Genomic DNA, 15,935 nt, shown 5'->3' with positions numbered 1-15,935 from the left:
GGGATAGCAGTTTGAATGTGCGAATATTAATCTACAGTGACTGAGCAACATTAATTTTTTAAAATAAAAGTCACAGCCATTAAACTAAGCTTTTAGACATATAATAAAATCTGTCGTCTTCTTTATCTATGCTGAAACCTGAACGTGTGTAAAGCTTGTGCGCAGGGCTTATTTTAAAAACCCGAAGCCTAAGTTGCATAGCACCTCTGTGCACAGCTAAACGAGCACCCTCATTAATTACTGCAGCACCAATACCCATATTTTGAAACGCAGCATCTACTTGTAGGTCACGTATATAGCAACCCTCATTATCAAAAGCCAAGCGCATTGCACCCACTACATCGCCATTTAACAAAACATCCCAATTTTCAAGGTCTGAAATTTGCTCACATATTTTAAGTTGCTGCCAATCAACACCATAATGCCCATAATATCCACGCATATTGGTATAGGTTAACTGTGCAGAAGCCATTAAATCGGCTGTGGGCTGATAACACATATTCATTATTGCCATTCCTTTGTTTAGCGACCTTTACAAAACTTGTTGTGCTTGCTGGTTTTTAAAATATTTATTTACTAATAATGACTGCAACAAGCTAGTACTACTTGATGCAGCCCAGTATAAACCAATTGCAGAAGGAAAGTTAACCAGAGTAACCACACAAATAATTGCGGGAATTAGGAACAATAAAGTGCTGGTTTGTTCTACGCTACCTGGCATCATCATCATAGATAGATATGTAATAGCTCCCACTAGTAAGGAAAGCGCAATGTCAGGCTTTGCAATACTGGCAATCCAGGCAAACTTACTAGTAAATACAATTTGTTGCAGAGCTTGAAAAGTTCCAAGGCCAAATACCCCTTGGCTTGCCATATTAATCACACTTTTTTTATCGATAAACTTAATGTTGTGCTTTTTATACAGCGCCATAGTTAACTTTGCGATTTCACTGGGCTGGTCTTTATGGTTGCTTTTTATGCTATCTAGCTCAGGTTTTAGTGCGGCAATTGCTTTTTTATTTCTAACCATATTAGCCATAGCGACAAGGTTAATCGGCATTAAAACTAATCGCCCAATAACGGTAAACAAAATAATTGCAGCCGCTTGGCTTACGCCCACATCTTGAGTAAAAAAGGTGATTGATTGCACGATCAAATCAGTAAATAAATTCCAAATTTCCATTTTAGTTTTCCTTTTAATATTATGTATTAAAAATAACCATCACGACATATTATGTCAACAGTTTATTTTAAACTAAAAATGGGTTGCTATGATCTAGAGTCAACTTAAGCGGGGGAAAGAGCAAATTCGAATCTAAAACTTTATTTGGCAGTGTGCTTTTTAATCCACCAGTTTGTAAATACTAAAACTAAAAAAATGCCTAAAAAGAAAAAATGCACTGCAACAAGAAAATAGTATGTCTGCGGACTTTGTTGGACAAAATAGTCAGTATTTCCTTTCCAAGAAATATACCCCTCCGAAAAAGCATAATATAATTTGCTAGCTAAAATTATGCTGAGCAAAGATGTGATGACTTTTACGAAAACGAGCCTAGAAAAAAAGTCACGGTCTTTGAGAACTTGTCGTTCTTGAGGCTTGTTGGCCGCAACCTCAATCTGTTGGCAAATTTTAAAATACCGAAGTGGGTAAGCTTGCTGATCAATTGAGCTGCGCGCCTCCAATAACTCTTGGAGGCTATAGTTTTGGTAATCTGGCTCCATTAAGTATCCTGCGTAGATGCCTATAGATAATGACTCCCACACGGTGTTAGCTTAATTCAATGCTAGAGCCATAATTAGTTTGTCAATTAACTAAACGACAAACGTTAACATGAATAAACATTCACATAAAGAATTCAATGACGCCCATCCTAACTGCCAGCTATAAACTTAATCATAATTAAATTCCTAAATACATTCTTACTTCTGTATATGTAAGAAATCCAATTATCTTATAAGTTTATTTTATTGAGCATACACTTAAGTAATAACAGCAGATATTACTATTAATGCCCCACTAAACATCAACCAAAAAAAAGCAAAAACAAACCACTTTTGAATATGTTTAGGTATACTCTGCCTTTTTTCAAACATTCCGTAACGCTTAGCATGAAAGGACCAAATAAAAACCGTAGCGTATTGTAGAATTCCGCTAGCGGATAAAAAGATGTTAAGGCTATAAAACTTAACACCATCATCAAGAGTTTCTTCGAGTAATGGTAACCACTTAGTTTTTAAGTAAATAACCAAACCAATCCAAATAAAAACACCTATACAACCACCGAAAAAAAAGTATGCTGAAATGACTTGAATGGAAGATGGATCAATTAATTGCATTATTTTATACCATTCGCTTCATATAAAACTTCCCCTTTTGACTCACCATACTTGTTATGTGAATTATTTTCCGTATCTGCGAATTACAGATACTTTACCATTTTCTAACTCTAAAACATCGAGTACCACTTTACTGTAACTAAACTCAGAGCCATCGGAGCGTAAGCCTTTAGCAGAGAAAGTATGTTTAAGTGCAATAGAGTTATAACCGACAATATACTCAAGAATTTTAGCTTCATACTCTGTATGAACACCTAAATAACGTGACATACCTTCACGCATTAGTTTTTTACCATTAGCCTCTCTTGAGTCATCTGGCGCGTTAGGAAAATGTTGATTACCAACATCATCAGTTAAGAATGACAAGTAAATCTCTAAGTCTTCTTTAGATGCTCCTGGTTGTTGTGTATTAGTCATTGCTTGATGGTATTGCTTAACAAAATTCTCATAATCAAATTTATCATCACTCGCAAAAGCAATGGTTGAAATTAGAGAGATTGAAATAGCTAGAATTGAAATATATTTGTTCATTGGTACTCCTTACCGTGAGATTCACATAACGCCTAATTAACAGGCAAAAAGTAGTTGGCTAAAATAAGTGAACGGAGTGAACAAAAAGCCAACTGTTTTTTGTGATCTTCACCCGATAAAGTGGACACCGTCCACGTTTCAATTAACTGCCAATTCAAACTCGGCAGGTGATTTATATCCTAAACTCGAATGCAATCTCTGTCTATTGTAAAAATAATTTAGGTAAACCTTTAATTTTGATAATAGTTTACCGCTGCTCTCAAATTTATTTCCTCGAATTAAATCTGCTTTAAGCGAATAAAAGAACGACTCGACTTCTGCGTTGTCAGTACAGCACCCAGGCCTATTCATACTGGCTTTGATGTTTTTGCTAGCCAAATACTTTTGTACAACGTGAGCACGGTATTCTGCGCCTCGGTCAGTGTGAAATAATACACTCTCTGTTGGCTGTCGTTTCTTTATCGCAAGCCTTAGCGCCTTTAACGTAAGGTCTGTTGTTTTGTTTTTACCAAACGCCCAGCCGATTACTCGACGTGAATATAAGTCGATAACCACAGCAAGGTAATGCCAACGAGCGCCGACTTTTAAATACGTAATATCGCCAGACCATTGCTGATTGATCCCCGTGGCCTTTTCACTATCTTTGCGTTTGTTTTCTATCTCTTTATAAAAGAACTTCACCTTCGCCGGTTTGCTGTAAGTCTTAAGAGCTCTGGCTCTTAAACCGTTTTCTCGCATTAAGCGGGCAACACGTTTTTGGCTTGTGTTTATACCTTCTTTTTTTAGCGCATGAAATACGCGTGGGCTACCATAGGTTTGATGATTTACATTGAAAACGTGCTTTATCTTCAACAACAAATTAGCATCTGACAGCGCTCTAGCTGACACTGTTCTGTCACGCCAAGCATAAAACCCACTACGCGAAACATTAAGCCAAGAACACAAGTATTTTACACCTAAGGCTTGTCCGAATTTTTGGATGAATCCAAATCGTTCTGATGTACTTCCGCCAGATACCGTTGCCACTTTTTTAGCAGGTCATTCTCCTGCTTAAGACGCTCATTTTCTTTCTTAAGCTTTTGAATGTTATCCAGCTTTTTTTTGTTGGGAATTTACTCATTGTTTCATTGTTGCTTTGATAGCGCGGTACGTTTTTAAACTTACCTTCTCGATACTCTTTTCGCCAACGACTCAGTATTAACGGATGAATATCTAGCGCCTCGGCAACGTCCTTTGACATGACATCGTCTCGTAAGCTTAGTTCGACTGCTTTGATTTTAAAATTAACTGGGTAAAACCATGTCTTTCTAGGTTGGGTATATCTAGGCATTTTAGCCTCCTCAAAGTAATGAGGAGGTGTCCACTAAAACGGGTGAGGAGCATTGTCCGTTTAAGCAACTTGTTATAAGCATTTTACTCAATTGCTTTTTCTATCCGAGCTAATATCCTATCCCTTTTTCTTTCCCATGTAGACATTGTCAAAGATGATTGGATGGAAAAGGCTTTTTCAATTTTATCTTTAAATATGTTTAGTTTTAGCGGTTCATTAATTTTAAAACCCTGAGTTAAAGGAATTACTCCTTTTACATCTGAAAAATCCAAAGGTGGAATTAGGACGGGTATATGCTCTTTAGCTAAAACCCAAGTAGCTCCCATTTCACACAAACATACTTGGCTTTCATAGAATTTTTTAGATAATAAAAAAATAACTAAACAATCAGAAGAAAGTTCTTCTTTAATCGCATCTAAAAAATTTTCACCTAAATCAATACCATAACCTTCAAAAGAGGTACAAAAAATTTGATTAGACTCCAAACCAATAGTCTCTAGAATATCGATAACTTCTTCGACAACCTCTGCGTCAGCAGTCGCATGACTAATAAAGACTTTAGATATTTTATTGGAAGTCAGAGAGTTATTTTGTTCAGATGCTGGAGGTGATAACTCCTCAAGCTCTTCAATATATTGCTCAATAGATGTTAGTAACATTTTAAAGTCTTCTCGAAAGCACTTTAAATGACGATGGGTATCATCTCTACTATCAAGAATATACGAAAAGTAAAAGAAATTTAAACTATTGAAATGTTCAAATTCTGTAGACTCCTTTCCAAAAACCTTAATGAGAGTCCTTTCTACTAAATTATTCCAAGCTTTAAAGTTTGGATCATCACTTTTTTCAACCGTGACTGTCTTTGATTTATCTAGTAATTTTTTTAATAGCCTGATTTTCTCTTGAACAGTCAGCATACTGCAAATCCTTTAATGCTTATAACGCCCTAATAATGGGCAAAAATTTGTTGGCTAAAATGTTGAGGAACGAAAACAGCCAACTGTTTTTTGTCCTTATTAATTAGCTTGTTATAAGCAATTTAACTGATGCTTCCAAGCCTTTTTTATTGAATCGATACATGGTTTGAAACGTGACATATGCCTTATACAAACTACAGGTATTTTTTCCCCATTTATTTCTGACATAAATGAAAAGGTTTTATAGTAAACATTATTATTTAAAACTTCGATTTCACTAACAGCAAATCTTTCGTAAAGGATGCTAGATGCTGATAAGTCGTTCATACTGTTGCTATAACATATTATTAATTCTGGACTAGATTCAGCAATTGTAATGTCTTCAAAGAAATCTAGAGATTTTTCTATTAATTTATTCACATGAGAAAAACCGACCTCTTTTGCTTTCTTCTTAATTGCATTAGCATTTTCAGAACATAATAAAATAGCATTTGTGTAAATTGTAGAATTAACTGGGAAACCTAATTCTGCAGGTAGTGATATAAGCCGTTTAGGTAATGTTGTGGAAAGCCATGCTCCATTGAGCCCATTTAAAACATTTGACTCATCAGGATTTTCCTTACCATGTTCAAGAGAGTTAAGGTTTGTCCATTCAAGATCAGCATTTGAACCATTAAAGCCAACAACAATTAGTTTCTTTTCATTTTTATCTTTGTCTAATACAGAATAAGCACAATCGTAAGGTCGAGAATTAAGGTTCTCTATACCAAGTTCTTTTAATTTGTTACTAGCCTTACTATAAATATCCACCAAAGCTTCCTTTGCTTATAACGCCCAATTCAGGTGCGCCGTAGGCGTCACCTGGAATTGCTTGTTATGTGAAAATTACGAAAATATTGATTGCTTCAGCTCATTAATTTTGTATAAAAAACCAACAGTTGATTCTGCCGCACCATGGCTTCGAGTTTGTACCGACTCGATTTTAATAAGTGCAAAGTATCCATTCGTATTAACAAGTGAAACAATTTGCCCTACATGCGGAGTGCGTGTTCTCGATGTATAATCGAGTTTCGAGGCATCGCCTACTTCGGAAAATTCACTTCCTTCAAACAAAGCAACTCCTTCAATATTTGAAGGATCGTTGTAAACATAAATAGAGCTATTACTTGCTCCAGAAAATCTTACATCGAACAAAGCTTCGCCTGCTCCAATGTGATAGGTTTTATTGTTATTATCGAAATTAAACTGCACTCTTCCTTCGAAGGCGCTTGAAATATATTGTGCTTTCTTTAAAGCAGTTTCAGCAGCTATTGGGCTCTCTGTTTCAGCAAAAGGGTTTCTGCCAATAGGAGGTCTGGCCTTAACAGTTACACCATGAATCTCTTTTATCAAGTCGGTATACGACTGTTCAAAATCTGAATCATTTTTGAAGCTTAGATATAGTTTTGTAGATAAAAATGTAGGTGTTGTCTTCTCAGACTCATTACTTCTGATTATAGGAATGACTCTGTTTGAATTAATGTTTTTCATCAAATCAGCAGTTAGAATCATTTTTTCATAACCAACGCCACCAACTCCTTGATTTGCTTTATTTACATAATTTTCAGAGCAAATGGCAATAACACGGTCAGCGCCGGACAAACCACCTTCCATAAACGAAGGTAGATCTGAGCCTAAGTATAAGTCCCACTGATCTAATATCACATCTACGCCATTTGACATTAGCCTTGTAGCAAGATCAAGAACCCACTCTTTATGTGGTTCGTTATCATGCGAGTAAGAAATAAAACACCTTGAAGGTTTACTCATATCTTTCCTTTTCACATAACAGCTTATTCAAAGGATCTAAACCCGCAAGTTGTAGACATAAAATCCTTTGATTTTTTAATGCTTTAAGTTTAACTCTGTATCTAAATGTAAATCAAGGGATTTATATTTGTTGTTTTTTTGTTGTTGTAAAATACAAGAAATAATCCTGCGAGTTGTTGAAAAAAAACTAAATACAACCACTGTTTTTATATACAGTACCAGCTAGAGCAGATCATGGCTTCTATATTTTTTAGAATCAATCCGTGACTTTATGATAACGCGTCGTTATGCCAAGCGTACTATAGACACTTATCAATATTGGATAAAATTTTACATTTTATACCATGGTAAAAAACATCCGGCGCAATTGGCAGAGTCGGAGGTTGAGCAATTCTTATCTTATTTAAGTAATCAGCGTAATGTTGCAATGAAAACTCAGGCAACGGCTTTAAATGCTTTGGTATTTTTATACCGTCATATTATTAGTCGACCGTTATCACTTGAAATGAATTTTAATAAATCACTCGTGCCACCTAAATTACCTGTAGTACTGACCCGTGAAGAAATGCAGCGCTTATTATTGGCAATGGATCCTAAGTATAAACTTATCGCTCAGATACTTTACGGTAGTGGTCTACGTTTAATGGAAGCTGTAAGACTACGGGTTAAAGATGTCGATTATGACTATGTCTCATTAATGATTTGGCAGGGCAAAGGCAATAAAAACCGCAGAGTAACATTAGCACTTGAACTACTGCCGTTGTTGCGCAGCCAAAGTCACTTGGTAAATGACTACTGGCATCGAGACAAACAAGCAACAGACTATGCCGGTGTCTGGCTTGCGAATGCATTAGCTAGAAAATACCCAGCGGCTCCTTATGAACTGAGCTGGCAATATTTGTTTCCTTCTGCCCAGTTAAGCATTGACCCAGAAAGTAAAAAACTGCGTCGCCACCATATTGATGAAACAACGGTTCGTAAAGCAATTAAACAGGCAGCAAAGCTGGCAAAAATTCAAAAAAATGTTACCTGCCATACACTACGGCACTCGTTCGCTACCCACTTACTTGAATCTGGTGCAGATATACGCACCGTGCAAGAACAACTCGGCCATAGCGATGTTCGCACCACGCAAATATATACGCATGTTTTACAACAAGGCGCGAATGGGGTAATTAGCCCACTAAGTAAAATATTATAAAGTATGAATTTAAAGGACTTTTATCTAATCTAATAAACTTTAAAAATGAGCTATAACTTGGGGCAATGCAATAAAAGCACTTTAACCAAAAGGGGCTAACGTATGTTAGCCCTTTTGTGTGTTTTTTATTTATAGTGTGTTGTTTAGTAACAATAAACCATAGCCAGCGAGTTGCTCGTCATTGAGGTCGTGTTGCCAGTTAGGCGTTAACCCATCGCGTTTAATACTACTGATGGTTTGTGGGTTAGCGGTTAAGTTAAGCACAAACATACTTTTACTGCCGTTTAACTCGCGGGTTATTTCAACTAGGCCATTGTTATGCTGTATTAATTCATAACTGCCTTTAATGCCCAGCTCTGGGCGCTGTTTTTTTAGTGCGATTAAGTGCTGATATAAACGCCACAGTGAATTAGATTGTGCTTGTTGCGCTTTTACATTGCGATCAGCAGCATTAATTTGCTGTGCTAAATATTCAGGCCACCACTGGGTGTAGTTATCACCAAACAGTTCAGCCTGCTCAACCCAACTTGTTTGAGCTTGAGTAAAACCAGCTTGGTTGCTGTTATTCCACTGCATTGGTGCGCGTTTATACACATCGTGACCTGTGCCACCTTGTGTTAGGCCAATCTCTTCACCGTAATAAATATACGGCGTGCCAGGAGAGCTAAATAACATGGCAGCAGCAAGTTTTGCTTTATCGTCGTGCTCTGCAAGTTGATAAGCAACACGTTCTTGGTCGTGATTAGTTAAAAACGGTGCAAAAAAATCAAGTGGCGCAGTTGAATCAATACGCTGTTGTAAATTTTGTTTGAGCACATTGGCATCAACTGCATTGATTTTTTGGTTAGATTGCATGGTGCCAAATTGCGCTTCACCACTGGCATCGGGTTTTAATAAGCCCAATATTTTATAGCCAACTTCAAAATCAAAGCCTTGATCGAGGCCTTTACCTTCGCCAAAGTATTTTGCCGCAACGGGAATGTCAGCCCATGCTTCACCTACTAAGTACGCCTCTGGATCAACGCTTTTTACGTATTGGTTAAAGTGCTGCCAATATGCAATAGTTTCGTCGGTATCGGCTTGCGCATCTGCGCCACCTTCCATTGCAAAACGTACTGCGTCTAATCTAAACCCTGCAACGCCTTTATCAAGCCAAAACTTAGCCATTTTTTCCATTTCGGAAACAACATCAGGATGGCGTAAATTCAAGTCAGGTTGGCTGGCACCAAACGCACCATAGTAATACTGCTGGCGAGTTTCATTCCAATGCCATACGGCATCGGGTTGGTCGTTATTACTCCATGCGTGGCCCCAGCCACTTCCGGCTTTTGGCATATCGTCGCGCCAAATAAAGTAATCTGCATAAGGGGCTTCTTGTTTTGCTGAACGCTGAAACCATTCATGGTTACTTGATATATGATTTATAACTAAATCAAGTATGACCTTCATGCCTTTGTCGTCAGCAGCTTTTATAAAGGCTTCAAACTCTGCCATGCTGCCGTAGTCGTTTTCTACTTGGTAAAATTCAGTAAAATCATAGCCATGATAAGAAGGTGCTTCAAACATCGGGGTTAACCACAATGCATTTACGCCAAGCTCTTGTAGATACGGGAGCTTTTGGGTCATACCATTAAAATCGCCATGACCATCAGCATCGCTGTCGTAAAAACTGCGGGGCCAAATTTGGTAAAAAATGGCGTTTTCCCACCACGGATTTGCTTGTTGTTCAGTATTTAGTGGCGATGTTTCGGTGTTATTCGTGACGTTATTTAATGATGGTGCGCTTTGGCAGCCTGTTAGCATGATTGCTAATGCTAATGCGCTCAAGGTAAATTTTTTCATTTCAGCCTCGTTATTATTGTAATAAATAACATAGCCGTATTTTACTACGGCTATGTTAGTTTGCGGTTATTTTAGTGCTTTAGTTACCACTGGGTAATGATCCCATACCTGCTTGTCGCTTAGTGAGCGCACTAGCTTAACGTATTCCGCATGTGTCCACGCCAATGGTGTGGCCGAGTTAGTACCCTCGCCTAACGTGTAACCCGCTTTATTAATGCCTACACCATCCCATACTTGTTCAGGTAGCATCATGCCTTGGTTAGCAAATTGCTCTAGGCCTTTTACATAACTATTTTTAATAGCCTGCTGTTTTGTTGCATCTAAACTATTATTGGCATTTGCGGCGGCAATTTCGTAATGACCTCGTTCACCGGTAAAAAATGGCCAAACTCGCCCACGTTGCCCTGGGCTGTTTTTACCACCTTGCGCATAGTTAGCGCCAGTTACTTCGTCTTCACCGTATCCGTCGTTACCATAGCGGCGGTAGCCTGCAAATGTGCCGCTGCCGTCAGTAAACTCAAAGCTGTATTTAACTTGTAGGTTATCTGTTAGGGTTTCGTCATCATATTCTGGGAGTGTTTTTACTATGCTAGGCGATAGTGCATCGCGTACGCCATAGCGAACGAGTTCTAAAAAGCCACCATCAAGTATTTGCTTTTTATTAAATCCTTCACGGCCATTATTAGCGTTAATTTTAGTATTTGAATTGGCGTCTTTGTCTTGGCCAATGCGAATAAAATATTCACCATCTGAGGCACTCGACTCTAAATTACCAGTCGTTGTAAACATTAATTTTTCAATATCATTGTTATAACGCTTAGCTGTATTTAGGTAACGTGTTGCATTGGCATCATCACCTGCTAGTTTAGCGATATCGGCTGCAGTAATTAAACCAGCAACAACCGCGGCGGTGGTTGATGGAGAATACCCTTCTTGCTCTTCCCAGCGTTCTTGCTGAGTGGCTGGCGGCGTTATTTGTGTATCGTTCCATAGAATGTTTGCACGACCACCCTCAACTAAAAAGTCTGCTGCGGGCTTTAACATACGGCTATACCAATCGCTCAGCTCTGCATCTGTTAAAACATCAGCTTGATGGAGTTTCCAAGCAAGCATGAGTGGCATTGCTGTTTGGTCAAGTTGTACGCCCACCCATTCTAGTTCACCATCAACATGTGTTTTTTGTAAAAACCAGCCTGTATCGCCTTTATTGCCTGGGGTTTTGCTGTTTACTTGAACTTTTTCAAGGTATTCGAAGGCGGTTTTAGCGGTCGCATTATCGCCCATGGCCATAAACGCCATGGCAACTTGATAAAAGTCGCGCACCCACACCGCTTTGTAACCAGTAGAGCCTGTTTTAGCCGATACGGTTTCGCCCCATGGGTTAGATAATGAGGCAATAAGCGCACCTGCATGAGTTTTATCTTCTTGCGCTTTAAGTACCATGGCACTGGTGTAAAGTAATTTGCCGTTATCTGCGGTTTGTTCGCTCATGTTATTTAGCGGTGCAAGGCTTTGCAGGTAGTCTTGCCAACCAAGCGCTTCGCCTTTACCGTTGTAATTATCAAGCACCGCTTGGTAACCTTTGGCTAACGTAGCTTGGCCTTGTTTAAAGCTGGTTTGTTCGCTATTACCAAAGCTTAGGGTTAAATCGAACTGGCTGTTTTCACCAATTTCACCCAGCTCTGCAAGTAAGCTAACATTACCTGATTGTTCACCGGTATTTTTATAAACCTGAGTAAGCTGCTGAGTTGTTTTAAGCTGGCTTAAACCATCGCTCACACCTGTAAAACCAACACTTGTTTGTTTAAATGGCTGAGCACCTTGTAATGAAAGGTAGCTGTTGTCTTGCCATGCCAGCAATCCTTGTTCTGTAGTTTTAGCAAAATCATCAAGGCCGTTATTATCAACATACGGGTTAACGCTTACGTATGCCTTAACGCCTTCAAGCTCGGTATTAAAAATACTGCGTACAAATAAGCTTTGCCCATCAGGATCGGTAAATATGTGTTTTTCGAGGCTAAAGCGGCCTTGTTTATCTTTGCTTACTACTTTGTAAGCTAATGATAACGGGCGGCCTTCATCGTCTTTGTATAAGTAGTCAATGGTAACGTCTAAATCGTCAGCTTCTGTGACTGTAAAATCTTTTCCTGCTACAACAAATTGCATGTCTTTAATTTGCGCTTGGTGAATAAGCCCAAACATTGTTTCGGTGATCATACCTTTTGCAATAGAGAACCATACTTTTGACACTGTGCCAGTTGCCGCAGTGTCGCTGTAAGCACCATTTTGGTATTGCTCAAAGGACGTACCAATACCAGTTTTGCCTGAATAAGCCCAAAATGGCTCTGCACCAGGGGCACCTGGTGCCGATACCTGCATTACAGCGCTGTTTGATGGCTCTTGCTGCGCGCCACAAGCTGTTAAACCAAGCATTAATAAACTGGTGGTAATTGTATTTAATTTTTTCATTTTAAAGCCTTAATTAATTTCAGTTTACTCGTTACTTTACTGAGTGTGCTTAACACGCAATACCGCAACCGCTGCAAGTACAAACGACACAGCGCCCAGTACTAATGCGTAAATAGGTTGGTTTTCAAAAAAGTGGCGTAATATTAATCCCAGTACGCTGGCGGCTAATAATTGTGGGATCACAATGAAAAAGTTGAAAATGCCCATGTAAACGCCCATTTTATGACTCGGTACTGAAGTACTTAACATTGCATAAGGCAGTGATAAGATAGACGCCCACGCAAAACCTACGCCTATCATTGGCCAAATAAGTAAACTGGGATCTTTGATGAACATAAAGCTCGCTAGGCCCAACGCACCTAAAATAAGGTTAAGTGCATGTGCTACTTTTAATCCCACGCGTTTAACGATGATCGGGATACATAAAGCAGCAATCGCGGCAAAGCCGTTGTATGCAGCGAATAATATACCCACCCAATCTGCACCGTTGTTGTAGGCTAACGAGCTGGTGTCGGTACTACCGTAATGAAAGCTAGTAACCGCTGAGGTGCTATAAATCCACATAGCAAATAACGCAAACCAACTAAAAAATTGTACCCATGCCAATTGCTTCATCGCCTCAGGCATAGTGAATACATCATTCACTACATTATAAAAACCGCCGCTAGTGTGCTGTTTAGCTTTTAATGCCGCTGCAATAAATTGAATAACACCAAAACTAACTAACCCAGCAGCCAGCAAGTAAAGTTCTTTTTCCAGATCCAGCCCTAATACTGTGGCTAAAACAAGCAAACCTAAGCCGCTAAAAATAACGCCGCCTTTGGTAAAATTAACGCTATTAGTAATATTGGTTTGTGTTGTTTGTGATTCTTGTTGATTAAATTGTGCGAGCTGCTCAGGTGAGTACTCTTTTGTGGTGACAATAGTCCAGCCAACTGCAATAAATAAAATAACCCCACCAAAGTAAAACGAATACTTTACAGAATCAGGAATTTGACCAATCGGTGCAGTATTAGCAATATCAAACCAGTTGGTCATCATCCAAGGGAGTGCTGATGCAACCACCGCTCCCACACCTATAAAAAAGCTTTGCATGGCATAGCCTGTGGCGCGCTGCTTGTTTGGCAAGTTGTCGCCTACTAAAGCACGAAAAGGTTCCATGGTAACGTTAATTGAGGCATCCATAATCCACAGCATACCCGCAGCAATCCAAAGCGTGGGAGAATTTGGCATAATAAAAAGCGATAACGTGGTTAATATAGCGCCATATAAAAAGAAAGGACGGCGACGGCCTAATTTGCCCCAAGTTTTATCACTCCAATAACCAATAATTGGTTGCACAATTAAGCCCGTGAGCGGCGCTGCAACCCATAAAATAGGAATATCGTCGACATTAGCGCCAAGTGTTTGAAATATACGGCTTACGTTACCGTTTTGCAGTGCAAAGCCAAATTGAATGCCTAAAAAGCCAAAGCACATATTCCATATTTGCCAAAAGCTTAAGGTTGGTTTGTTGTTATAATTCATGATCAGCCTTATTTGTTAAAACGGCACTACTGAGTGCATCAAGGGTCAGCGTAAAGGTTGTACTTTGTTTCTCATCGCTCACCAAAATACCGTTATGCGACTCTAGTAGGTCGTATAGCGTTGAGTTTGGTTTGAGCATAGTTGCTTGATTCGGCGTGAGCGTAATAGTGACTGTTTGCGCTTGCTGACTAAAGTTGCTAAGCACCCACAATGATTGCTGCCCTAGGGTGCGTACAAAACCCACCACTCTATCACTGCCTGTTACCATCAAGGGTGCCATATCACCGGCAACAACAGCAGGTAAGCCATTAAGTTCCATAATTGCGATATAGTATTGACGTAACTGTGCTTGCTCAGGAGTTAAATTTGCGCCATCAAACTTGCCATTATTCATCCATGCTTGGTGCGCTGGTACGCCAATGTAATCAAAAATACTAGTGCGTGTAGGCGAACCAAAGCCTGCGTTTTCAGATCCATCTTCACCTACGTCTTGACCAAAATAAAGCAAGGTTGGCGAACGACTAATTAAGTTAGAAACCACCATAGCCGGTTTACCCCATGCAGCGTTGCCAGCAAAGTCAGGACTTGCGATACGTTGTTCGTCATGGTTTTCTAAAAAGTGCAGCATGTGCTGTTCAATGTCTGCCACTTCTGCTTGTGCTTTAAATAGCGTATTAGCGGGTTGCTTACCTTGCATAATCCCTTTTAGGGTGTCGTAAAAACCAACTTTGTCATACAAGTAATCCATTTTACCTTGGTGAATATAGGTACGGTACATCAACGGGTTATATACTTCGGCGAGTAGAAACGCATCAGGTTTATGTGTTTTTATTGATGAATTTAAAAAGCTCCAAAATTCAACGGGTACCATTTCAGCCATATCATAGCGAAAGCCATCAACCCCTTTATCAAGCCAATAAAGGGCAATATTCCTAAATTTATACCAACTATTTGGCAGTTCTTTATCTTGCCAAAATTCATAATGTGCACGGTAATCTTGGTTTTCAAGCGATTTAGGTAAAGTTGGAAAGTCTAGGCTGCCATCGGGTTTAACACCGTAGTTAACTTTTACTGTTTCGTACCAGTCGTTTATATCAGGCTTTGGAGCACGTGCACCATTTCCAGTCCATTTTGCTGGGATTTCATTAAATTGACCATCGGCTAAAGGGTGTTTGTTGCCACCTAACACTTGGTAACTGTCGCTTGTTGGTACTTTAAATGATTCACCCGGTACATAGTAAAAATTATTATTTTTAGCATACGCCTTGCTGGTATCATCGTCCTCACCAAAGTCTTTCACGCCGTTAGGCTTTGCTATTGAGTGATAATCTCGTGCTACATGATTAGGAACAATATCAATAATTACTTTCATGTCATGCTCGTGAGTACGCTCAATTAGCGCGCTGAACTCTTCGAGTCTATTGGTAACATTAATTGCCAAATCTGGATTTACATCGTAATAATCTTTTATTGCATAAGGCGAACCTGCACGCCCTTTTACCACATCAGGATCGTCTTGTTTTATACCGTACTCAGTGTAATCACCCACTAAGGCATGATGCAAAACGCCGGTGTACCACACATGCGTGGTACCTAGCTCTTTAATGCCTTTTAATGCCTCGTCGTTAAAATCAGCAAACTTACCAACTCCATTTTGCTCTTTGGTTCCCCATGGCACATTAGCGGTTTGGGTGTTACCAAATAAACGAGTAAATACTTGATATACCACTGGCTTAACTGGGTCTGTTTGCTTAACTAACAAATCTGTTTTTGTCTCTTTGTCATCACTGCAACCGTGCACCAGCAATGCGCTGCATATAAGCAACGGCGTGTAAAATCTTTTTTTCATTGTGTGTGTCATTTTTATTTCAGTGTTGTTATAGGTTTATACTAAAGCTAAGTAAGGCTTGGTTACAGTTGCTGCATACGTATTCACAGCCATATTCAGTGACAATTAACCCGCAATTAAAGC

At 39.2% G+C, this 15,935-nt stretch carries 13 protein-coding genes and 1 pseudogene; 1 reads left to right on the top strand and 13 read right to left on the bottom strand.

Features of this window, described 5'->3' with window-relative positions:
- Positions 1-79 precede the first annotated feature (79 nt).
- The 9 genes and pseudogenes from ACNSN3_RS06085 to ACNSN3_RS06045 form a co-directional block, all read right to left on the bottom strand.
- Positions 80-505, bottom strand: coding sequence for a GNAT family N-acetyltransferase (locus ACNSN3_RS06085; protein ID WP_418608786.1), 426 nt, complete (start codon positions 503-505; stop codon positions 80-82).
- Positions 506-532: 27 nt separating this feature from the next.
- The gene (locus ACNSN3_RS06080) at positions 533-1,183 is read right to left on the bottom strand and encodes a YidC/Oxa1 family membrane protein insertase (protein ID WP_054200831.1); all 651 of its coding nucleotides are present in this window, start codon (positions 1,181-1,183) and stop codon (positions 533-535) included.
- A gap of 140 nt (positions 1,184-1,323) precedes the next feature.
- Positions 1,324-1,722, bottom strand: coding sequence for a hypothetical protein (locus tag ACNSN3_RS06075; protein WP_418608785.1), 399 nt, complete (start codon positions 1,720-1,722; stop codon positions 1,324-1,326).
- A 258-nt stretch (positions 1,723-1,980) separates the two neighbouring features.
- Positions 1,981-2,337 (bottom strand): hypothetical protein, encoded by a 357-nt coding sequence (locus tag ACNSN3_RS06070; RefSeq protein ID WP_178955971.1) that lies wholly within the window; start codon positions 2,335-2,337, stop codon positions 1,981-1,983.
- A 63-nt stretch (positions 2,338-2,400) separates the two neighbouring features.
- A complete protein-coding gene (locus ACNSN3_RS06065; RefSeq protein ID WP_290157684.1) occupies positions 2,401-2,868 on the bottom strand; it encodes a nuclear transport factor 2 family protein in 468 nt (155 codons plus the stop codon).
- Between the two features lie 138 nt (positions 2,869-3,006).
- Positions 3,007-4,198 (bottom strand): annotated as a pseudogene (locus ACNSN3_RS06060) (IS3 family transposase).
- An 83-nt stretch (positions 4,199-4,281) separates the two neighbouring features.
- Positions 4,282-5,115: a toll/interleukin-1 receptor domain-containing protein gene (locus tag ACNSN3_RS06055; protein WP_418608783.1), complete on the bottom strand. Its 834-nt coding sequence runs from the start codon at positions 5,113-5,115 to the stop codon at positions 4,282-4,284.
- Positions 5,116-5,226: 111 nt separating this feature from the next.
- Positions 5,227-5,925: a hypothetical protein gene (locus ACNSN3_RS06050; protein WP_418608782.1), complete on the bottom strand. Its 699-nt coding sequence runs from the start codon at positions 5,923-5,925 to the stop codon at positions 5,227-5,229.
- Between the two features lie 75 nt (positions 5,926-6,000).
- Positions 6,001-6,924: a toll/interleukin-1 receptor domain-containing protein gene (locus ACNSN3_RS06045; protein WP_418608781.1), complete on the bottom strand. Its 924-nt coding sequence runs from the start codon at positions 6,922-6,924 to the stop codon at positions 6,001-6,003.
- Between the two features lie 259 nt (positions 6,925-7,183).
- On the opposite strand from ACNSN3_RS06045, the gene ACNSN3_RS06040 reads away from it, so the two are divergent.
- Positions 7,184-8,125: an integron integrase gene (locus ACNSN3_RS06040; RefSeq protein WP_418609048.1), complete on the top strand. Its 942-nt coding sequence runs from the start codon at positions 7,184-7,186 to the stop codon at positions 8,123-8,125.
- Between the two features lie 129 nt (positions 8,126-8,254).
- Here the strand turns inward: ACNSN3_RS06040 and ACNSN3_RS06035 are convergent, their stop codons facing one another.
- The 4 genes from ACNSN3_RS06035 to ACNSN3_RS06020 all read right to left on the bottom strand — a co-directional run bounded on the left by ACNSN3_RS06035 (position 8,255) and on the right by ACNSN3_RS06020 (position 15,812).
- Positions 8,255-9,967, bottom strand: a complete 1,713-nt coding sequence (locus ACNSN3_RS06035; protein ID WP_418608780.1) for an alpha-amylase family glycosyl hydrolase — start codon at positions 9,965-9,967, stop codon at positions 8,255-8,257.
- A 66-nt stretch (positions 9,968-10,033) separates the two neighbouring features.
- Positions 10,034-12,436 (bottom strand): glycoside hydrolase family 15 protein, encoded by a 2,403-nt coding sequence (locus ACNSN3_RS06030; RefSeq protein WP_418608779.1) that lies wholly within the window; start codon positions 12,434-12,436, stop codon positions 10,034-10,036.
- 36 nt (positions 12,437-12,472) lie between these two features.
- Entirely contained in the window at positions 12,473-13,963 is a 1,491-nt protein-coding gene (locus ACNSN3_RS06025) for an MFS transporter (RefSeq protein ID WP_075169306.1), read from the bottom strand.
- Complete coding sequence (locus ACNSN3_RS06020) at positions 13,953-15,812, bottom strand: alpha-amylase family protein (RefSeq protein WP_418608778.1); 1,860 nt, start codon at positions 15,810-15,812, stop codon at positions 13,953-13,955. The genes ACNSN3_RS06025 and ACNSN3_RS06020 overlap by 11 nt, the downstream gene beginning before the upstream one ends.
- Positions 15,813-15,935 lie beyond the last annotated feature (123 nt).

It is taken from the genome of Pseudoalteromonas sp. US3C1004 (genome assembly GCF_048401065.1).
Classification (GTDB): domain Bacteria; phylum Pseudomonadota; class Gammaproteobacteria; order Enterobacterales; family Alteromonadaceae; genus Pseudoalteromonas; species Pseudoalteromonas undina.
This window is presented reverse-complemented; position numbering and strand designations above follow the sequence as displayed.